The following is a 21,063-nucleotide window of genomic DNA, read 5'->3' as shown; positions in this document are numbered from 1 at the left end:
ATGGCCTCCATCGTCCGACAGACCCAGAGGTCGCTTTCTATCGATAGACCGGAACCCCTCATCCGTCTTCGCTTCGCGAAGCCACCTTCTCCCGCAAGGGGAGAAGGTAAGAAGGTCAAATCCTCCGCCCTGCCCGCTCCCAATAGGGATCACGCAGGCGGCGCTTGAAAATCTTGCCGGAATCCTCGCGGGGCAGATGGGACTGGATTTCGAGGTGTTTCGGCACCTTGTAATCGGCGAGACGGGTCTTGAGTTGAGCGCGGATCGCGGCGATATCCAGTGCCACCCCTGCCTGCGGTTCGACCACCGCCATCAGCGCCTCGCCGAATTCGTCATCGGGAATGCCGAACACGGCGCAGTCGTGAACCCCCGGCACTGCATGCAATGCGGCCTCGATTTCGGCCGGATAGATGTTGACGCCGCCCGAAATCACCATGTCGCGCTTGCGGTCGCAGAGGAAGACATAGCCGTCGGCGTCGATATAGCCGACGTCGCCGGAAGTGATGAACCCGTCGCGCTCGATCTCGGCGCGCTTTTCCGGCTTGTTGTGATAGGTGAAATCCGGATTGCCCGTGACGCGGGAATAGATCTCGCCGATCTCGCCTTGCGGCAGCGGATCGCCGTTTTCGCCAAGGAAACGCAGCTCGACACCGTCCAGGATCTTGCCGACAGTGCCCGGCTTTTTGAGCGCATCGGCGGAGTCCGCGAAAGTCAGTGCGCTGGATTCGGTGCTGCCGTAATATTCGTAGATCACCGGCCCCCACCATTCGATCATCGCCCGCTTCACATCCGATGGACAGGGTGCCGCGGCATGGATGACGTGGCGCAGCGAAGAAGTGTCATATTTCCGGCGAATTAGTTCCGGCAGCCTCAACAGCCGGATGAACATGGTCGGCACCATGAAAACGGTGTCGATCCTCTCGGCCTCGACCAGCGCTAAGAATTCCTCCGGGTCGAACCGCGGCATCAGCACCAGCGCGCCACCAAGGCGTCCGGCGCGCAGGCCGAATGAATTCGGCGCGGCATGGTACAGCGGACCCGGCAGCAGTCCCCGCACATTGGGCACCAGGCCATAGATCAGCGCCCGCGTCCGCTCCGACGCGGTGGCCTGCTCCAGCGTCGGCGCGGTCCGCCGCACGCCTTTGGGGTGTCCGGTCGTGCCCGAGGTATAGATCATGTTTTGCGGCTGCGGCAGCGCCGGACCGTCATAAGGCGCTTGCTGCTTCAGCCAGGCTTCGAGATCGGTTGCAAAGTCCGGCGTGGCGAGATGATCCGGATCGATCTTGTAATGCGCGAGGATTTCCGGCGGCGTTGGGGCGCTGAGCACGGTGACGCCGCCGGGGATCGTGCCGCGCAAGGGATGCAAGAGGTCGGCATGACCGATCAAGACCGACGTTCCGGAATCCCCCAGCACATAGCCGACCTCCTCCGGCTTGAAATGCCAATTGACCGGCACGGCGTAGGCACCGAGCCGCATCGCGGCATAGGCCGCCTCGATGAAAACGATGTCGTTGCGCATCAGGATGCAGACGCTGCCGCCCTGCCGGACACCAAGCTTCGAGAACCCGCTAGCGATACGGGCGGCGCGCTCGGCGACTTCGGCGTGACTACGCTTTCGCTGGCCGCTGACGATGCCGAGAAAGAGAGAGGATGTTTCGGTCATTATGTTTTTTGTTGTTGGCGAGATAGTTTCTTCGTCATGGCCGCACTTGTTCCGGTTATCCACGTCTTCGTTGTTCAATGCGGAAAGACGTGGATGCCCGGGACAAGCCCGGGCACGACGGTGTTTGGGCTCAAACATCCGCAAAACGCGGTGGGCGCTTGTCGATATTGGCGCGGACAGCCTCAAGCTGGTTGGCGCCGCCCATCAGCTTCATCTGCTCGACGGACTCGGCCAGCAGCGCCGGCCCGGGATCGACGGAGAGATTATTGAGCAGACGCTTGGCGGCGCGGATGGCTTGCGGGCTCTTGCCGGCGATCTCGCGCGCCACTTCGAACGCGGCGGCGCGCGGATCGTCGCAGATCCGGGTGGCAAGACCGTAACCGAGCGCTTCCTGCGCCGAGAAAATCCGTCCCGTGTAGGTCAGCTCGCGCAGGATATCGTCGCGCACGAGGCTCGCCAGGATCGGCGTCCCCGCCATGTCGGGGATCAGCCCCCATTTGATCTCCATGATCGACATCCGCGCATCGGGGCTGAGGAAGCGCATGTCGGCGCCGAGCGCGAGCTGGAAGCCGCCGCCGAACGCCACGCCTTGGATCGCCGCGATCACCGGAACCGGCAACTGCCGCCATCCCCAGACCGCCTGCTGCGGAAAGTTGGCAAGCCCATGGGTGCGCGGGGTCAGGTCGCGCTTTTCGCCGCCCGCTATCCCGTTACCGCCGCCTTCCTTCATCGCGGCGAAACGGCCCATGTCGAGCCCGGCGCAGAACGACCGGCCTTCGCCGGACAGTACTACCGCCCGCACGGCCTTTTCCCTGGAAAGCCGGTCGCTGGCGGCAACCAGCGCATCGAACATGGCGGCGTCGAGCGCGTTCATCTTGTCCGCCCGCACTAGGCGGACATCGGCGACGCCGTCCGAAATCGTGACCCTGACGCGGTCATCCATCAGCGTTTCTCCCTGCCCTTGTTCGTTGTTGCCGCTTTACAGAAAGGCGTTGTCCGGATTTAGTCAATCAACCAATTAACAGACAATCCCTCAGGGCGGAAACGGCAGATGTACAGCGAACAGCTTCTCGCGGGACGGCGCATTCTCGTCACCGGCGGCGGAACCGGGCTCGGCAAGTCGATGGCGGCGCGCTTCCTTGAACTCGGCGCCGAGGTTCATATCTGCGGCCGCCGCAAAAGCGTCTGCGACGAGACCGCCACCGAGTTGATGGACCTGCATGGCGGCCGGGTGACCAGCCATGGCGTCGATATCCGAAATCCGCTCGCGGTCGACGAGATGATCGAGACGATTTTCAGGGAAGGCCCGCTTACCGACCTCATCAATAACGCTGCCGGCAATTTCATTTCGCGCACCCAGGACCTGACGCCGCGCGGCTTCGACGCGGTCGCCAACATCGTGATGCACGGCACCTTCTATGTGACCCACGCCGTGGGCCGGCGCTGGATCGCCAATAGGCAGCGCGGCAATGTGGTGTCGATAACCGTGACATGGGTGCGCAACGGCAGCCCCTATGTGGTGCCCTCGGCGATGAGCAAGTCGGCGATCCACGCCATGACCATGTCGCTGGCAACGGAATGGGGCCACTACGGCATCCGGCTCAACACGATCGCGCCCGGCGAAATCCCGACCGAGGGCATGAGCAAGCGCATCAAGCCCGGCGACGAAGCCGGCGCGCGCACCATCGCGCAGAACCCGATGGGCCGGGTCGGCAAGATGGAGGAACTGCAGAATCTCGCGGTGTTCCTGATTTCCGGCGGCTGCGACTGGATCAACGGCGAGACCATCGCGATGGACGGCGGCCAGGCGCTGGCGATGGGCGGCAATTTCTATCAGTTGCGCGACTGGTCCGATGCCGACTGGACCCAGGCGCGCGATTCGATCAAGGCGCAGAACGAGAAAGACAGGGCTGCGAGGGGGTAACGCGTTGTCGTCGTCCCCGCGAAGGCGGGGACCCATATACCGCCACTGTAAAAATCAAACGGGAGAAACATGTCCTATATCGATGCAGCGCCGGATCTGGCCGACATCATTCGCTTGCAGGGCAAAGCCCGCGGCGACACCATGGCGTTCGAGTTCGAGGGACGGCGGACCAGTTATGCCGAGCTCGACGCCCACACCAACCAGGTCGCCCATGGCCTCAAGGCGCTTGGCGTCAAGCCGCGCCAGCGCATCGCCTACCTCGGCAAGAACAGCGACATCTATTTCGAGCTGCTGTTGGGTGCGATGAAGGCCAATGTGGTGATGGCGCCGGTCAACTGGCGGCTGGCCGGACCCGAGATCGCCTTCATCGTCGAGGATTGCAAGGCGCCGGTGCTGTTCGTCGGACCGGAATTCACCGGGCAGGTCGACGCTATCCGGGCGCAACTGCCGAGCGTGCGCACCTTCATCGTCACCGAGGGCAAGACAGCAGGCTGGCAGGATTTTGCGAGCTGGCGCGATGCGCAAAGCAGCGACGACCCCAAGGTGCCGATCGAGCCCAATGACATCGCGATCCAGCTTTATACCTCCGGCACCACCGGAAAACCCAAGGGCGCGATGCTGTCGCACGCGAACTTCCTGTCGCTGGTGCGGGCCGGCGGCAGCGAGCGGCCGGACTGGAACAAATGGTCCGAGGACGATGTCTCGCTGGTGGCGATGCCGGTGTTTCATATCGGCGGTTCCGGCTGGGGCGTGCTCGGTCTCTATCACGGCGCCAAGGGCATAATCGCGCGCGAGTTCGATCCGACCAAGGTGCTGGATTTCTTCGAGCGCTCCGGAATTACAAAACTGTTCATGGTGCCGGCCGCGATGCAATTCGTGGTGCAGCAGCCGCGCGCCCGCGAGGTCGATTTCTCCAGGCTGAAATACATGTTGTACGGCGCCTCGCCGATCCCGGCCGCGCTGCTGAAGGAATGCATCGAAGTCTTCAAATGCGGTTTCGTGCAGATGTACGGCATGACCGAAACTACCGGCACCATCGTGGCCCTTCCGCCGGAGGATCACGTCGAGGGTCTGGAGCGGATGCGCTCGGCCGGCAAGGCGTTGCCCGGCGTGGAACTGGCGATCCTCGACGCGGACGGCAACAAATTGCCGCCGGGCGAAGTCGGCGAGATCGTGACGCGGTCCGGCTCCAACATGGCCGGCTACTGGAATCTGCCGGAAGCCACCGCCAAAACGCTCGGCAAGGACAACTGGCTGCGCACCGGCGACGCCGGCTACATGGACAAGGACGGCTATCTCTATATCCACGACCGCATCAAGGACATGATCATCTCCGGTGGCGAAAACATCTATCCGGCCGAAGTCGAAAGCGCGATCTGCGATCACCCTGACGTGGCCGAAGCAGCTGTCGTCGGCATCCCCGACGACCAATGGGGCGAGGCGGTCAAGGCGGTCGTGGTGATGAAGCCGGGCAAGCAGGCGACGGCATCCGACATCATCCGCTTCACCCGCGAACGCATCGCCGGCTTCAAGACGCCAAAGTCAGTGGATTTCATCCAGGCTCTGCCGCGCAACGCGTCAGGCAAGATACTGCGGCGGCACCTGCGCGATCCCTATTGGGCGGGCAAGGATCGCCAGGTGAATTAGCCCGTCATTGCGAGGAGCGCAGCGACGAAGCAATCCGGTTTCTTCGCGGCTTCAATGCTTACCCGCCCCCATATATCCGAACAGAAATCCCGCCACCTTCCGCTTCTGGATTTCCTCGCTGCCTTCGGTGATGCGGTAGCGGCGGTGATGGCGGTAAATGTGTTCGAACGGCTTGTGGCGCGAATAGCCCATGCCGCCATGCACCTGCATGGCGCGATCGGCGGCCTCGCAGCACAGCCGGTTTGCCCAGAAATTACACATCGACACCTTGTCGGACAGGGTGTGCTCGACCTGCGCCTGCGTTAGCTGGTCCATCTCCCACGCGGTCTTGCGGATCAACAGCCGCAGCATTTCCGCCTGCGTGGCCAGTTCCACCAACGGCCACTGGATCGCCTGGTTCTCGGCCAGCGCGCGGCCGAACGGCTTGCGCTTGCGCGCATAGCGCACACTCTCCTCGATGCAGTAGACGGCCGCACCCAGTGAACTGGCGGCCTGCCGGATCCGGTTTTCGTGCACGAAGCATTGCGCCAGCGACAATCCGCGGCCGACCTCGCCGAACAGCGCATCGTCGGGCACGAACACATCGGTAAAGCTGACACGCGGATGGTCGGTCGGCATGTTGAAGGTCCACATGTATTCCTCGACCTTCACGCCGCTGGCTTTGGCCGGCACCAAAAAGCAGGTGATGCCGCGCGCGTCGCCGTCATCGCCGGACGTTCGCGCAAACAATGCACAATGGGTGGCGACATGCATGCCGGTGGTCCACATCTTCTCGCCGTTGATGACCCAGCCGGTGACGCCGTCGCGGGTGGCCTGCACCGCGCGGGTTTCCATGTGGGTGGCGTCGGAACCGTGTTCGGGCTCGGTGAGGCCGAAGGTGATGCGGAATTTGCCGGTGATCGAGCCTTCGATCATCGCTTTCTGGTCGTCGCGGCCGTAGCGGTCGAGCATGGTGACCAGCGGCAAATTGCCGACGATCGAATGCTCGTTCTGCAGGTCGTTGTGCAGGCCAAGGCCCTTTGCCGCGAAATGCTCGCGGATCACGGCCATCCAGAGATTGGAGCCATCCTTGCCGCCGTAGCGTTTCGGAATCGCAAAACGCAGGTGCCCGGCGGCTTCGGCGAGATTCTTCACCCGTCGCAGCAGCGCTTCCCATTCATGCCGCGGCAGCCCGCCCTTTTCGAAATCCGTGCGCGCCCATTCGCGGCGGTGATCGAAGAAGCGGATGTTGTCGTCGGCGTCCTCGATCGGCTTGATCTCGCGCGCGATGAAGCGGTCGAGTTCATCCAGATAGGCGACAAGGTCGGCCGGCAATGCAAAATCCAAGGCGCTACTCCCAACGATATTTTATTGTTGCTGCGATGCCGCGTGGCTGCGCGATTAAGGTGGCAACCGCAAACCAAGTCAAGCGACCGAATATGGCTTGTGAGGCAGCCGCGATCTGCTTAATTGGACGACAGCGGATGCAGGCGAAAGTCCCCGCAACGAAAAATAATCGATGGGAGCGAACATGGACCTGAAGTTCTCCAAAGTGACCCGCAAAGGCCCGATCATGATCGTGACGCTGTCGCGTCCCGAGGTGTACAACGCGCTCCATACCGACGCGCATTTCGAGCTGAACAGGGTGTTCAACGAATTTGCCGCCGATCCCGAACAATGGGTCGCGATCGTCACCGGCGCCGGTGCCAAGGCGTTCTGCGCCGGCAACGACCTGAAATGGCAGGCGGCAGGCGGAAAACGCGGCTGGGACACCGGCGGCTTTGCGGGCCTAACCTCGCGCTTCGACCTCGACAAGCCTGTTATCGCCGCCGTCAACGGCGTCGCCATGGGCGGTGGCTTCGAGATCGCATTGGCCTGCGACCTCATCATTGCCTCGGAGAACGCGACCTTCGCGCTGCCCGAACCGCGCGTCGGCCTCGCCGCCCTCGCCGGCGGATTGCAGCGGCTGCCGCGCCAGATCGGGCTGAAGCGCGCCATGGGCATGATCCTGACCGCGCGGCATGTCACCGCGCGCGAGGGCCATGAACTCGGCTTCGTCAACGAGGTGGTGCCGCCGGGCGAAGCGCTGGCGGCGGCCGAACGCTGGGCCGAGACCATCTGCAAGAACTCACCGATGTCGATCCGCGCGTCCAAGCAGGCGATCCAGAAGGGTCTTGCGGTCTCGCTGGAGCAGGCGATCACCGAGCAGCGCGAATACCCGGCCGTGAAAGCGATGGCGGCCTCGCAGGATTATATCGAAGGACCGAAGGCGTTTTCGGAGAAGCGCCCGCCGAAGTGGGCGGGGAAATAGGTCTTTCGTCATTCCGGGGCGCGACGAAGTCGCGAACCCGGAATCCATAATCACCGTTGAGAATATGGATTCCGGGTCTGCGCCAGGAGGCGCACCCCGGAATGACGAAAGTGCGTCGAGCGCGGCTATTCGCCTTTTTTCTCCAGCTCCCTCTTATACGCCGCGTAATTCGGCTGATCGACCGCGAGCTTGTCCATCGTGGTCTGCCAAAGGTGATCGGCCAGCCCCGGCGTCTGCAGATCGGCGTTGCCCTCGGCGATGCGTCTTGCGAGCGCGCGGTTGAGTTCGCCGAGCGTACCCTGCATGTCCAACAACCCGGTCAGGCGTGCGGCTTCCGCCGCATCGCCGGCCTGCGCCTGCGCGAACTGGCGCGTCACCAGATCGAGCGCATTGATCGACACCCGCAACTTGAACGCGAGGTGTCCCGATATCTGCGGCGCGATCTCGGCGCGCAGGAAATCCGCGACCGCCTTGATCAGTTCTTCCGGTGTCGGCTCATCCTGCATGTCATCTACTCATGTTGAGGGCATGATGCCGCGGCGCAAGCAACCGCAACAGATCGATCTCGGTTTCCGACGCGCGGCGGCCGATCATCGCGCGCTCGATGGAATGCTCGGGCCCAGCTCGAAACCGCTGCATCATGCCGCAGCACATCACGCCCCAGCGCAGCGTCCCCATCACCTCCCAGAACCTCACCCGTTCGGGGTAGACGCTGCGCCCTGCGGTTTCATATCCGGCAAACAGTTCTTCGCGTGTACCAAAGCCGCCGACCGGCTTGTCGATTTCGCCGAAGCGCCACGAATTGACGCAGATCCAGCCGAGATCCTCCATGGGATCGCCGCTGTGCGCGAGTTCCCAGTCCAGCACCGCGCGGATGCCATGGGGACCGATGATGAGATTGCCGTGGCGGAAATCGCCGTGCACCAGCGTCACCTCCCGGGATGGCCCGGGATCGTTGTCGCGCAGCCAGCGCAGCGCCAGTTCGAATACCGGCCGCGGCCAATTGAAGCTGCGGTAATCCTGCTCGAGCTCGGCAATTTCGCGTCCCGCGGTCATGCGGCGAAGCGCCGGCAGTTGCAACAGGTCGAGGCCATGGACGATGGCGAGGACTTGCCCGAGCTGGCGCGCGAGTTTCGGACGGGCTTCTGCAAATTCGTCGTCGCGCAGGATCTTGCGCGGAATGGTTTCACCCTCAACCCGTTCCATGATGAAGCCGGTGCCGAGTTCATCCTGCGGGTGGAGCACGTGCAGCACCCGCGGCGACGGCACGCCAGCTTCATAGGCGTGCTGCATCAGCACCGCTTCGACATTCAGTCCGGCAGCGCGCGCGGGTGCGGCGCCATAGCCTTGCGGCGCGCGGCGCAGGATCGCGCCGATATTGCGCGCGGGGTACACGATATCGAACGACCAGGTCTCCTGGCTGGCGCCGCCGGAAAGCCTGACAGCATCGATCACGCCGGTCGCGCCCGAAAACCGGGACATGACGCAGCGCGCAAGCAGCGCCTCCATCATCTACCTCTGAACTTCGCGGGGCGTTTCTCCAGGAACGCGGTGACGCCCTCCTTGAAGTCTTCCGCGGACCCTGCGATCCGCTGCGACTCGAATTCCAGATTGAGCTGGTCTTCGAACGAATTGTCCGGGCTTTCCCAGTACAATTTGCGGATCAGCGACAGCGCGATGGTCGGCCCATTCGCCAGTTCGTGCGCGAGCTTCATGGTTTCTTCCATCAAGGCCGCATCGTCATAGACCCGATTCACCAGGCCCCATTCCAGCGCCTTCTCGACCGGCAGCCGCTCACCCATCAGCGACAGTTCGACCGAGCGCGCCTTGCCGATCAGCCGCGGCAGCAGCCAGGTCGATCCGCAGTCCGGCACCAGGCCGATGCGGCGGAAGGCCTGCAGAAAATACGCCGAGCGCGCGCACAGGATCATGTCGCCCATCAGCGCGAAGCTCATGCCGGCGCCGGCGGCCGGACCATTGACCGACGTGACGATCGGGCAATGCAGGTTGCGCAGGCGGCGCAGGAACGGGTGAAACCCGGTTTCCAGCGCGGCGCCGGCGTTGCTCCGGCCCGGCTTCTGGTTGTTGCGGCCCTGAAGGTTGGCGCCGGTGCAGAACGCGCGCCCGGCGCCCGTCAGCACGAGACAGCGCACCTCGGTTTTCCTGTCACCGATCTCGTCAAGAGCTTCGGCAAGGCCGCCGAGCATGTCCATCGAGACTGCGTTCATCACCTCCTGGTGGTCGAGTTTCAGGATCGCCACGGGGCGGTCGAACTCGAGCGTAACGTGTTTGAACTGCATGTGTTTCCTCGCGAGGTGCGGCCCGCACGGTCGTTTGCGGCCCGGCCAATTCAGATGGTCTCGAACTCATATTTGATTTTCCGGGCGGGCTTGTCCATGGTCGTCTCAGGACATCCGTCCGCCACTGGACCCGCGGCCCAACGCGCGCCAAACCCACGGAAACGACCCCATGAATATCTTCGATCTCTCCGGCCGCACGGCCGTCATCACCGGCGGCAATGGCGGCATCGGCCTTGGCATCGCGCAGGCGCTGGCGGCTGCCGGGTGCAACGTCTCGATCTGGAGCCGCAACGCCGACAAGAACAAAAACGCCGCCGCGATCATGGCCGGCTGCGCCGGCAAGGTCGATACCCGTATCTGCGACGTCAGCGACCCCGCCTCGGTCAAGTCGGCGATGGCCGCGACGTTGCAGGCATTCGGCCGGGTCGATGGCTGCTTTGCCAATGCCGGCATCGGCGGCGGCGGGCGCCACGCCTTCATCGACCGCACCGAGGAACAGTGGCGCAGCATGTTCGCGACCAACCTCGACGGCGTGTTCCATGTGTTTCAGGCCGCGGCCCGTCATATGACCGAGCGCGCCACGGCTGGCGACGCGTTCGGCCGGCTGGTCGCAACTTCGAGTCTCGCATCGCTGTTCGGCACCGCGCGCAACGAGCACTACGCCGCGACCAAGGCCGCCATCAACGCGCTGGTCCGCGCGCTCGCGGTCGAACTGGCGCGCCAGGGCGTCACCGCCAACGCCATCCTGCCCGGCTGGATCAAGAGCGAGATGACCGCCGGCATCATGGCCAACGAGAAATTCGTCGCCAACGTGATGCCGCGGATTCCGATGCGGCGGTTCGGCGAGCCCGCGGATTTCGGCGGCATCGCGGTTTACCTGATGAGCGGGGCGTCCTCGTACCACACCGCCGATTGCTTTGTGATCGACGGCGGCTATACCGCGTTTTGACTGCGAGCAGAACGAAGCAATCCACCATCCTCAACAAGAGATCATCCAGATGCTTGGCTCGCAGCGCGACCTGTTCGAGATGCCGCGCAATATCTGCTATCTGAATTCGGCCTCCTACAGTCCACTGCCGCTGCGAACTCAGCAAGCGGCCCGCGCCGCGGTTGGACGCAAAGCCATGCCCTGGACGCTCGACGCCGCGTTCGCAAACGGCCAGCACGAGCGCGCGCGGGTTGCGGCTGCCCGCCTGATCAACGCCGACCCGGCCGACATCGCGCTGATACCCTCGATCAGTTACGGAGTGGCGACCGCGGCCAAGGTTCTGACGATCCCCCGCGGCACGCGCGTCATCGTGCTGGAAAACGATCATTCCTCTCCGGTGCTCGAATGGCAAACGCGGGCCGATGCCGAGGAGTTTACGGTCGAGACGATTCGCCGTCCGGCAGACGGCGATTGGACTTCAGCGGTTCTGGCGGCGATCGAACGATCGGGCGCACCCCTGGTCAGCCTCGCCTCGATTTCATCGGTGCATTGGTCCGATGGCGGGTCGATCGACATCGAAAAAGTCGGCGCGGCCCTCCGGCAGCGGGGAGCGATGTTCCTGATCGATGCGACGCACAGCGCCGGCGTACTGACAATGGACGTGCGGCGCCTCGACCCGGATTTTGTGATTTTTCCGACCTACAAATGGCTGCTCGGACCCTACGGCAGGGCCTTTCTCTACATTGCCAGGCGCCATCAGGGCGGTATCCCGCTTGAGCAGACCGCGTTCGGCCGCCGCGACGTGCGCGCCGAGAACGAAGTCTATTTCACGGATACTCGCTACGTTCCCGACGCCCGGCGTTTCGACATGGGCGAGCGCGATCATTTCATTTCGATGGAAATGGCCTCGATCGGCATGGAAATGATGGCTGAGTGGAGCCAGGCCGCCATTGTCCAGCGTCTCCTGATGCTGACCGAACGGATCGCGGAAGGCGTGCGCGGGTTCGGCGTCGGCGTGCCGGAGCGCCGTGTGCGGGCACCGCATATCCTGAGCCTTGGCTTCAAGGATGGGTTGCCGGCGGGCCTCGTTGAGGGACTCGCAACCGAGGGCGTCTACGTCGCAGCGCGTCTTGGCCGCATGCGCATCTCTCCCCACGTTTTCAACGACGAGGCCGATGCCGATCGCTTCGTTGCGGCGTTGGGTCGGCGGTTGCGGGGCTGACGGAGCCGCCGACGGCGCTCAAGACGCCGCTGCAGCGCGCGGATGCTCCGCAGCCGTCATCGCAAACCCCTCATAGCCCTTTGCCGCGACGTCGTTACAGATTTGCCTGTAGACCGCGACGCCGCCGATATAGGGCATGAAGATCTGCGGCTTTCCCGGGATGTTGGCGCCCATGTACCAGGAGTTGGCCTGCGGATAGAGCGTGGTTTGCGCGACCTCGTTGACGTGCGCCACCCACTTTTCCTCGGCATCCTTTTTCGCCTCGATCGAAACCAGGTCGCGGTCGCGCAGGTAAGAAACGCAGTCGGCGATCCAGTCGACATGCTGCTCGATCGAGACCATCATGTTGCTCAGCACCGAGGGGCTACCGGGGCCGGTGATGATGAAGAGGTTGGGAAAGCCTGCGCTCATCACGCCGAGATAGGTTTTGGGGCCCTCCGCCCATTTCTGGTTGAGCGTCTGCCCGTTGCGGCCGCGGATATCGATCCTGGCAACCGAGCCGGTCATCGCGTCGAAGCCGGTGGCCAGCACCAGCGCGTCGACCTTGTAGTCCCTGGCCCCGGTACGCACCTCATTTGCGGTGATTTCCTCGATCGGGTCGGACTTGATGTCGACCAGCGTCACATTCGGGCGGTTGAAGGTCGCGAAATAATCCGTGTCGATGCAGATGCGCTTCGTCCCGATCGGATGGTTGTTGGGTTGCAGCAGTTTGGCGGTCCCGGGATCCCTTACGATCTCCGCAATCTTGCCGCGGACGAAATTCGCAGCGGTGTCGTTGGCCGCCTTGTCGATCGCAAGATTGTTGTAGACCGACATGAAGGTGAGGCCGCCGCGGCTCCAGCGCGCTTCGTATTTCACACGCCGTTCGTTGTCGCCGTCGTCGAGCGCGCCTCGGTCGGGCAGTTCCTGCAGGATGCCGTTCTTGGTCTCCTCGCGCGCTACGCGTCTGAGTTCCGGATAGTTCGAGCGGAACGAATCCCGCTCTTCCGGCGTCAGCGCCGCGTTGCGGGCGGGTATGGAGAAATTCGCGGTGCGCTGAAATACCGTAAGATGGCTGGCCTGCTCGGCGATCACGGGCACCGACTGGATCGCCGACGATCCCGTGCCGATCACCCCGACGCGCAAGCCCGTGAAATCCACCGGTTCATGCGGCCAGTGCCCGGTGTGATAGACCTTGCCCTTGAAGCCGGCGAGACCCTTGATGTCGGGCATCCGCGCATTGGAGAGACAGCCGGTGGCGAGCACGACGTATTTCGCCACGACGGTGTTGCCGTCGGACGTAGTCACCGACCAGGTGTTGGCCTCTTCGTCGAACGCCGCCCGATCGACGCGGGTGTCGAGCTGGATGTCCTTACGCAGATCAAACCGGTCGGCGACGTGGTTGGCGTATTTCAGAATCTCCGGCTGCGGCGCATAGCGCTCGCTCCATTCCCAGTCCTGCTGCAGTTCGTTGGAGAACGAATAGGAATACTGCATGCTCTCGACATCGCAGCGCGCGCCGGGATAGCGGTTCCAGTACCAGGTGCCCCCGACATCGCTGCCCTGCTCATAGACGCGGGCCGACAATCCGAACCCACGCAGCCGGTGCAGCATGTACATACCGGCAAAGCCGGCGCCGACCACCACGACATCGTAAGTCCCGGCGCCCACAGCTCGGTTTTTGCCTGAAACGGATGGCAAGGCGGACATCTATACGCGCTCCCCTGGGATTTCTTTCGAACCGCAATTTAGCATTCTATCCGCAGCATGAAAGCGCAAGTGACAAAACGACCCTTCCTCGCCTCTCCCGGCGCAGAGCGGTACGAAGGCGATCCCCCGGCTTGGCATGACCGCCCCCGATGCGCTAGCGTTCTCGCAACATTGGAAAATGCAGCCCCGACAAGCTGCCGCAGGGAGTGAACACAACCATGAAATCACCGATCTGCGAGATGCTGGGAATTGAGTTTCCCTTGCTGGCTTTCAGCCATTGCCGCGACGTGGTAGCCGCCGTCAGCCGCGCCGGCGGCTTCGGGGTACTCGGCGCCACCACGCATTCGCCCGAATCCATCCAGCGGGAACTGAAATGGATCGACGACCACGTCGACGGCAAGCCCTATGGGCTGGACGTGCTGATCCCCGAAAACATCTCGACCTCGGGCGAAAAGAACGTCACCTGGAAAAGCCTGGAGGCGCGGGTCTCGCCCCAACATCGCGACTTCACCCGCAACCTTCTGAAGAAATACGGCGTCGAGCTGACGACGACCGAGGTCGATCCCCATCAGCCGCAGCCGTTCGACGCGACGCGCGCGCTGGAGGTGCTCGACGCCTCGTGCAGGCACCCGATCCGCCTGATTGCGAATGCGCTGGGCGTGCCGCCGAAGGCGATGATCGAGATGGGCCGCAAGCACGGCGTTCCCGTTGCAGCCCTGGTCGGCGCCAAGGAACACGCGATCCGTCAGGTCGCAGCCGGCGTCGATATTCTCGTGGTGCAGGGCACCGAGGCCGGCGGTCATTGCGGCGAAGTCTCGACCATGGTGCTGGTGCCCGAGGTGATCAAGGCGATCAAGCCGATCCGCGATGTGCCAGTGCTGGCCGCGGGCGGCATCATGACCGGGCGGCAGATGGCCGCGTGCATGGCAATGGGCGCCGCGGGCGTGTGGACCGGCTCGGTGTGGCTGGCGACCGTTGAATCCGAGACCACCGAAATCTTCCGCGAAAAGATGATCGCGGCCTCCTCGCGCGACGCTATCCGCTCCAGGGGCCGCACCGGCAAACCGGCGCGGCAATTGCGTTCGGTCTGGACCGACGCCTGGGATCGCGGACCCGACAGCCCCGGGGCGCTGCCGATGCCGCTGCAAAGCATCATCAGCCGCGACGCGTTCGACTCGATCGACCGTTCGGCGGCTGCCGGCAACGCGAAGGCGCGCGACCTCGTCAGTTACTTCGTCGGACAAGGCGTTGGCCTGATCGACAGCGTGAAATCCGCGGGCGCCGTGGTGCAGGAATTCAAGGAAGAGTTCGCCGAGGCGGTTGAGCATCTGAACGCGCTGGTAGCGGAATAGTGGCACAGGCCTCGTCATTGCGAGGAGCGTAGCGACGAAGCAATCCTATGGATCGCTTCGCTCGCAATGACGGCTGAAGCGAATGAACGAACGCGAAAACAAGAAAATGGCGAATACAGCCGTCTCCGAAGACCGCATCCCCGTCATCGTCGGCGTCGGCGAGATCGTCGATCGCCCGCAGGAAATCGCGGCGGGACTTGAGCCACTCACGTTGCTGGTCGAGGCGCTCAAGCGCGCCGAGCAGGACAGCGGCGGCAAGTTGCTTGGCGAAATCCAGTCGCTCGACATCGTCAATTTCCTGAGCTGGCGCTATCGCGATCCGGCCACGCAGCTCTCCGATCGCCTTGGTATCAAGCCGGCGCATGCCTATTACGGCCCGGTCGGCGGCGAAAGCCCGATCCGCTACCTGCATGAAGCCGCACAACGCATCGCGCGCGGCGAATGCAGCGTTGCTGCGGTCTGTGGCGCCGAAGCGCAGTCTACCGCTACCAAGGCCGAGCGCGCCGGTCTCACACTGCCGTGGACGCCGTTCGCACATGATGTCCCTGAACCGAAACGCGGCGCCGCGTTCCAGAAGCCGATGGCCGTGAAGCTCGGCGTATTCAGGCCGATCACGGTGTATCCGTTTTATGAAGCGGCCTCTTCGGCGCATTGGGGCCAGACCCCGCGCGAGGCGATGGCGGAATCCGGCCAGTTGTGGTCGACCTATTCCAGCGTCGCGTCGCAAAACCCCAATTCATGGCTGAAGCGGCGCTTCACGCCGGACGAGATCACAACACCGACGCCGGACAACCGGCTGATCGCCTGGCCCTATACCAAGCTGATGGTGGCCAATCCGACCGTCAACATGGGCGGAGCGATCCTGATGACCAGCCTGGCAAAGGCGCGCGCTGCCGGAATTGCCGAGCATCGCCTTGTTCACATCTGGGGTGGCGCTTCGGCGGAAGAGCCACGCGACTATCTCGTCCGCGACCAGTTTTTCGAGAGTCATCCGCAGAACGCCGTGCTCAAGGCGATGATGGACCTTGCCGGCGGCGACGGCAAGGCATTCGACGCGATCGAGCTCTATAGTTGCTTTCCCTGCGTGCCGAAAATGGCGCGGCGGACCCTCAGCCTCGGCCCCGACGTGCAACCGACGGTGACCGGCGGCCTGACGTTCTTCGGCGCGCCGCTCAACACCTACATGACCCATGCCGCCTGCGCGATGGTGCGGAAGCTGCGCGATGGCGCCCGGCTCGGCCTGCTCTACGGCCAGGGCGGTTTCGTCACCAAGCATCACGCATTGGTCCTGTCGCGCGCGAAGTCGCCGGCTGCGCTGGCGCAGGACACCAGCGTGCAGGCCGATGCTGATCGGCATCGCGGCGTGGTACCGGAATTCGTCACCGAAGCCACCGGCAAGGGTACGGTCGAAAGTTTTACCGTGATCTATGGCCGCGGCGGCGAGGTCGAGCACGGCGTGGTGATGATGCGCACGCCGCAAGAAACCCGGGCGCTGGCACGGGTGCCCGCAAGCGACAGCGCGACGCTGGCGCATCTTCTGAACATGGATCGCACGCCGGTGGGTTCGCTGGGCGATATCGTTAGCGCGGATGATGGCGTGCTGGAATGGCGGGCGGGTTAGTGGCCCCTACCCCTTGCTGTCCTGTCCTTCCGACACCGTCGCCGGCCTGCCCTTGGCGCCAACGACGTGAACCTGGTCGCCATCGGCCATGCCGTCGGGGGGGGCGACGATGACGCGGTCGTCGGCGGAGATGCCCGACGCCAGTTCGATGTCGCGGCCGAGATCGCGCGCGATGGTCACTGTCTTGAACAGCACCCGGTCGTCCGAATCCACCGTCGCCACGCGCAGGCCGTTCTGGTTGAAAATGAGGGCGCTGGCGGGAATGTGCAGCGGCACTCCCTCGCGCACCAGAGACATGCGCACATTGGCGTAGCCGCCCGGCATCAACTCGCCGCCGGCATTGTCGAGCCCGAGCTGCATCCGCGTGGTGCCGGAACCGACATCGACCGATTGCGACGAAGCTTCAACGGTGGCGGAAAAAGTACGGTTGGGATAATCCGGCACCGAGATCACGGCCTTGGCGCCGAGCCTGATCGCGGGCACGTAGTTCTGGGGGATGTTGACGTAGACTCGCAACTTCTTGATGTCGGAAATCACGAACATTGCCGGGCCGGCGGTTCCCCCGGCGTTAATCAAGGCGCCGACGTCAGTGGAGCGCGCGGTCACGATACCGTCGAACGGCGCCGTGATCTTCTTGTAACCGGCCAGTGCCTCGAGCCGTTCGACATTGGCCTGGCTGGACTTGACCGAAGCATTCTTGTTGGAAAGATCGGCGGTGCGCTCGTCGATTTCCTGCATCGAAACGAAATTCGAAGCAATCAGCGTCCTGCGGCGGGCCAGCGTAACTTCCGACAATTTCGCGCTGGCCTGCTGGTTGGCGAGGTCGGCGCGCGCTTGCAGCAGTTGTTGGTCGAGGTCCGGGGCCTCGATCTCGGCAATCACTTCGCCAGCCTTGACTTGTGCACCGATATCGGCGGTCCAGCTCTTGAGATAACCGCTGACGCGGGCAAAGATCGGCGCACGATAATACGCCTCCAGCCGGCCGGGCAGGTCGAGTGTCGCAGCAAGGGCCCTGGCATCAGGCAGCACCACGGCCACGGTCGGGACAGCCTGGTTGTCGGTCCATTCGCGCAGCTTCGCGCTCGCTTCCTCGCGCGCCCGGATGCCGGTTATCACCACCAGCACCGCGGCAATTCCGGCTACCAGCCCGAAAATGCCCAGCTTCCGGCGAGAGACCGGCGGGCTTTGCTCAGTGGACATCGGGTGTCTCCGGTAAGGCGGCCGCTTTGGCGCCCTGCTTTTTATGTACCATACTGAACACCACGGGGACAAACATCAGCGTCGCCACGGTAGCAAAAAGCAGGCCACCGATCACCGCACGTCCGAGCGGCGCGTTTTGCTCGCCGCCCTCGCCGAGGCCGAGCGCCATCGGCGCCATGCCGATGATCATCGCCAGCGCGGTCATCACCACCGGGCGAATGCGGACGAAGCCGGCTTCGATCGCCGCGGCGACGGGATCGCCGAGTTCATCGTAGCGCTCGCGCGCGAAGCTGATCACCAGCACGCTGTTGGCGGTGGCGACACCCATGCACATGATCGCACCGGTCAGCGCCGGCACCGACAGCGTGGTATGCGTCGTGAACAACATCCAGACGATGCCGGCAAGGGCAGCGGGCAGCGCCGTGATGATCACGAACGGATCGGACCATGACTGGAAATTCACTACGATCAGCAGGTAGATCAGCACGACGGCGGCGAGCAATCCGAACAGCAGCCCGGAAAACGCGCTGTTCATGGTCTGCACCTGGCCGAGCAGCACCACCGAACTGCCCTTCGGCACCTCCTTGGCGGTATCCGCGATCTGCCGCCTGACGTCGGCTGCGACCGCGCCGAGATCGCGTCCCTGCGGCGTCGCGTAGATCTGCACCATCGGCTGGATGTCGTATTGCGAAACCACCGCGCTTGAAGTCGAACGCGTGATGTCGGCGATACCGCCGAGAATAGGCGGCGTGTCGGTGTTGCCGGCGGTAATCGGCAAGGTCTGCAGCGCGCTCAGCGAATCGATCTGATATTGCGGGGTTTGCATGACGATCGAATACGACACGCCATTGTCCGGATTGAGATAGTAGGTGGGCGCGACCTGCGCGCTGCCGGCCAGATTGACGCCGAGGCTGTTGGTGACGTCGCGTTCGGTCAGCCCGACATATTGCGCGCGGGTCCGGTCGACGTCGATATTGAAGCTCGGATAGTTGGGCGATTGCTGGATGCGCGCATCGGCAATGCCGGGTATCTGGCGAATCCGCCGCAGCAGTTTATAGGCGTAGGCGAAATTGGCATTGAGATCCTGGCCGCGAACCTGAAGGTCGATCGGCGCCGGCGCGCCGAAGTTCAGGATCTGGTTGACGATATCGGCCGGAAGGAAAGCAAACGTCATGCCGGGGAATGCCCGCGGCAATTGTTCGCGTAGCGCCTTCACGTAAGATTCGGTGGGACGGTGGTCTTCCCTGAGCTTGATCTGGATATCGCCGTCCTGCGGGCCGGTCACCCCCGTGTTGTTGTAGGTCATGTTGATGCCGCTGATCGGCATGCCGATATTGTCGGCCAGCGTATCGATTTCCGCAGGCGGAATGATCTTGCGGATCGCCTTCTGTACTTCGGCGAACTGATTGGCGCTTTCCTCGACGCGGGTGCCGACCTGGGTGCGCACGTGCATCAGGATCGAACCGGCATCGACGGAGGGGAAGAAATTCCGCCCCAGAAACGGCACCAGCAGGAACGAAGCCACAACGAAGCCGAGGAAGCCGATCACGAAAATCGGCCGCCGCGCCATCGCGAGCGACAGCAGGTCGCGATAAGCGCCGCGCCACCGCTCGAAGCCTGCCTCAAAGCCGCGCTGGAACCTGACCAGGGGATTGCGCGACGGCGGCGGTGCATCGGCGGCGCCATGGTGCAGATGCGGCTGCAACATGTACATCGCCATGGTCGGCACCAGCGTTCGCGACAGGATGAACGACCAGATCATCGCAAACACCACCGCCTCCGCCAGCGGCACGAACAGGAAGCGCGCGACGCCCTGCAGGAAAAACATCGGCACGAACACGATGCAGATGCACAACAGCGAGACGAACGCGGGGACCACGATCTGGTTGGCGCCATCCAGGATCGCGGTACGAACTTCCTTGCCATGCTCCAGGTGCCAGTTGATGTTCTCGATCGTGACCGTGGCCTCGTCGACGAGGATGCCGACTGCGAGCGCGAGGCCGCCGAGCGTCATGATGTTGAGGGTTTCGCCGATCGCCGACAGCATCGCGATCGCGCCGAGCACGGAGAGCGGGATCGATATCGCGATGATAATGGTCGAACGCCAGCTTCCCAGGAACAGCAGGATCATTAAGCTGGTCAGCAATGCGGCGATTATGCCTTCGCGGGCGACGCCGGTAATGGCGCCGCGAACGAATATCGACTGATCGCCGATGAACCCGATCTTCAACTTGTCGGGAAGTGTGTCCCTGACGTCGATCACCTTCTGCTTGATGCCCGAGATAATATCCAGCGTCGAAATGTAACCTGCCTTCAGCACCATCATCAGAACGGAGCGATTGCCGTTGACATGGACGATGTTGGTTTGCGGCGGATTGCCGTCGCGGACGCTGGCCACATCCCGCACATAGACCATGGCGCCGTTGACGGTCTTGATCGGAAGGTCGCCAAGCTCTTCCATCTTGAGCGGCGAATTGTTGAGCTGGATGTTGTATTCGAAATTGCCGATCTTCTGCGTACCCGCCGGCGAGATAAGGTTCTGCGCGGCGAGTGCGTTGGCGACGTCCTGGCCGGACAGGCCGCGCGCCTGCAGCGCCGACAGATTGAGATCGATCTGCACCTCACGCTGCTTGCCGCCATAGGGATAAGGGATCGCGGCGCCGGGAACCGTCACCAGCGGCGTGCGCAACTGGTTGATGCCGATATCGGCGAGATTTTGCTCGGTGAGGCCTTCGCCCGACAACGCGACCTGGATGATCGGAACCGTGGATGCGCTGTAGTTGAGGATCAGCGGCGGCGTCGCGCCGGGCGGCATCGCCTTGATCAGCGTTTGCGAAATCGCGGTGACCTGGGCGTTGGCGATACGGATATCGACATTCGGCTGGAAGAAGATCTTGACGATGCCAAAACCGTTGTAGGAATTCGCCGCGATGTGCTCGATGTCGTTGACGGTGGTGGTCAGCGCGCGCTGAAACGGCGAAATCATGCGTCCCGCCATCTGGTCCGGCGGCAGGCCGGTGTACTGCCAGACCACGCCGATCACCGGGATTCGAATTTCAGGAAAGATATCGGTCGGCGTGCGCAGCGCCGCGAGCGGTCCGATGATCAGGAGCAGCAGCGCGAGCACGACAAAGGTGTATGGCCGGCTCAGGGCAATGCGGACCAGTGCTGTCATGCAACGGGCAATCCTGGGGCAAGGCTAGCCAGCGGGCCTGGAACTCGCGGGC

The 21,063-nt window shown here is 63.4% G+C and carries 16 protein-coding genes; 7 read left to right on the top strand and 9 right to left on the bottom strand.

Features of this window, described 5'->3' with window-relative positions:
* Positions 1-115 precede the first annotated feature (115 nt).
* Together E7813_RS01005 and E7813_RS01000 are read right to left on the bottom strand one after the other, a co-directional pair.
* Complete coding sequence (locus tag E7813_RS01005) at positions 116-1,663, bottom strand: acyl-CoA synthetase (protein WP_291569961.1); 1,548 nt, start codon at positions 1,661-1,663, stop codon at positions 116-118.
* A 130-nt stretch (positions 1,664-1,793) separates the two neighbouring features.
* Positions 1,794-2,606 carry a crotonase/enoyl-CoA hydratase family protein gene (locus E7813_RS01000; protein WP_291569959.1) on the bottom strand — a complete coding sequence of 271 codons (813 nt, stop codon included), beginning with the start codon at positions 2,604-2,606 and terminating at the stop codon, positions 1,794-1,796.
* A 108-nt stretch (positions 2,607-2,714) separates the two neighbouring features.
* Between E7813_RS01000 and E7813_RS00995 the strand changes: the two genes are divergently transcribed.
* Both E7813_RS00995 and E7813_RS00990 read left to right on the top strand, forming a co-directional pair.
* Positions 2,715-3,587 carry an SDR family oxidoreductase gene (locus E7813_RS00995; RefSeq protein WP_291569957.1) on the top strand — a complete coding sequence of 291 codons (873 nt, stop codon included), beginning with the start codon at positions 2,715-2,717 and terminating at the stop codon, positions 3,585-3,587.
* A gap of 69 nt (positions 3,588-3,656) precedes the next feature.
* Positions 3,657-5,234, top strand: a complete 1,578-nt coding sequence (locus tag E7813_RS00990) for a fatty acid--CoA ligase (protein ID WP_291569956.1) — start codon at positions 3,657-3,659, stop codon at positions 5,232-5,234.
* 51 nt (positions 5,235-5,285) lie between these two features.
* Here the strand turns inward: E7813_RS00990 and E7813_RS00985 are convergent, their stop codons facing one another.
* Positions 5,286-6,560, bottom strand: coding sequence for an acyl-CoA dehydrogenase family protein (locus tag E7813_RS00985; protein ID WP_291569954.1), 1,275 nt, complete (start codon positions 6,558-6,560; stop codon positions 5,286-5,288).
* A gap of 184 nt (positions 6,561-6,744) precedes the next feature.
* Between E7813_RS00985 and E7813_RS00980 the strand changes: the two genes are divergently transcribed.
* On the top strand, positions 6,745-7,524 hold the full coding sequence (locus E7813_RS00980; protein ID WP_291569952.1) for an enoyl-CoA hydratase-related protein: 780 nt from the start codon (positions 6,745-6,747) through the stop codon (positions 7,522-7,524).
* Positions 7,525-7,649: 125 nt separating this feature from the next.
* On the opposite strand, the gene E7813_RS00975 is transcribed toward E7813_RS00980, so the two are convergent.
* From E7813_RS00975 to E7813_RS00965, 3 genes are read right to left on the bottom strand one after another with little or no spacing between them, the layout of a single operon-like run.
* Positions 7,650-8,030, bottom strand: coding sequence for a DUF6285 domain-containing protein (locus E7813_RS00975; RefSeq protein ID WP_291569950.1), 381 nt, complete (start codon positions 8,028-8,030; stop codon positions 7,650-7,652).
* A gap of 1 nt (position 8,031) precedes the next feature.
* Positions 8,032-9,036, bottom strand: coding sequence for a phosphotransferase family protein (locus E7813_RS00970; protein WP_291569948.1), 1,005 nt, complete (start codon positions 9,034-9,036; stop codon positions 8,032-8,034).
* Positions 9,033-9,824 carry an enoyl-CoA hydratase/isomerase gene (locus E7813_RS00965; RefSeq protein WP_291569946.1) on the bottom strand — a complete coding sequence of 264 codons (792 nt, stop codon included), beginning with the start codon at positions 9,822-9,824 and terminating at the stop codon, positions 9,033-9,035. The genes E7813_RS00970 and E7813_RS00965 overlap by 4 nt, the downstream gene beginning before the upstream one ends.
* A 169-nt stretch (positions 9,825-9,993) precedes the next feature.
* Here E7813_RS00965 and E7813_RS00960 point away from each other — a divergent pair, with 169 nt between their 5' ends.
* Positions 9,994-10,773: an SDR family oxidoreductase gene (locus E7813_RS00960; protein ID WP_291569944.1), complete on the top strand. Its 780-nt coding sequence runs from the start codon at positions 9,994-9,996 to the stop codon at positions 10,771-10,773.
* Between the two features lie 49 nt (positions 10,774-10,822).
* A complete protein-coding gene (locus tag E7813_RS00955; RefSeq protein WP_291569942.1) occupies positions 10,823-11,974 on the top strand; it encodes an aminotransferase class V-fold PLP-dependent enzyme in 1,152 nt (383 codons plus the stop codon).
* Between the two features lie 18 nt (positions 11,975-11,992).
* On the opposite strand, the gene E7813_RS00950 is transcribed toward E7813_RS00955, so the two are convergent.
* On the bottom strand, positions 11,993-13,663 hold the full coding sequence (locus E7813_RS00950; protein ID WP_291569940.1) for an NAD(P)/FAD-dependent oxidoreductase: 1,671 nt from the start codon (positions 13,661-13,663) through the stop codon (positions 11,993-11,995).
* A gap of 218 nt (positions 13,664-13,881) precedes the next feature.
* Between E7813_RS00950 and E7813_RS00945 the strand changes: the two genes are divergently transcribed.
* Both E7813_RS00945 and E7813_RS00940 read left to right on the top strand, forming a co-directional pair.
* Entirely contained in the window at positions 13,882-15,015 is a 1,134-nt protein-coding gene (locus tag E7813_RS00945) for a nitronate monooxygenase (protein WP_291569938.1), read from the top strand.
* Positions 15,016-15,121: 106 nt separating this feature from the next.
* Entirely contained in the window at positions 15,122-16,636 is a 1,515-nt protein-coding gene (locus E7813_RS00940; protein ID WP_291569936.1) for an acetyl-CoA acetyltransferase, read from the top strand.
* Between the two features lie 6 nt (positions 16,637-16,642).
* Here the strand turns inward: E7813_RS00940 and E7813_RS00935 are convergent, their stop codons facing one another.
* Together E7813_RS00935 and E7813_RS00930 are read right to left on the bottom strand one after the other, a co-directional pair.
* A complete protein-coding gene (locus E7813_RS00935) occupies positions 16,643-17,836 on the bottom strand; it encodes an efflux RND transporter periplasmic adaptor subunit (protein ID WP_291569934.1) in 1,194 nt (397 codons plus the stop codon).
* Positions 17,826-21,011 carry an efflux RND transporter permease subunit gene (locus tag E7813_RS00930; RefSeq protein ID WP_291569931.1) on the bottom strand — a complete coding sequence of 1,062 codons (3,186 nt, stop codon included), beginning with the start codon at positions 21,009-21,011 and terminating at the stop codon, positions 17,826-17,828. Before E7813_RS00930 ends, E7813_RS00935 begins: the two co-directional genes overlap by 11 nt.
* Between the last annotated feature and the right edge of the window lie 52 nt (positions 21,012-21,063).

The organism is Bradyrhizobium sp. (assembly GCF_004799405.1).
Lineage (GTDB): Bacteria > Pseudomonadota > Alphaproteobacteria > Rhizobiales > Xanthobacteraceae > Bradyrhizobium.
Note: the sequence above shows the minus strand (reverse complement) of the source record. Positions and strands in the feature narration are given on the sequence as shown.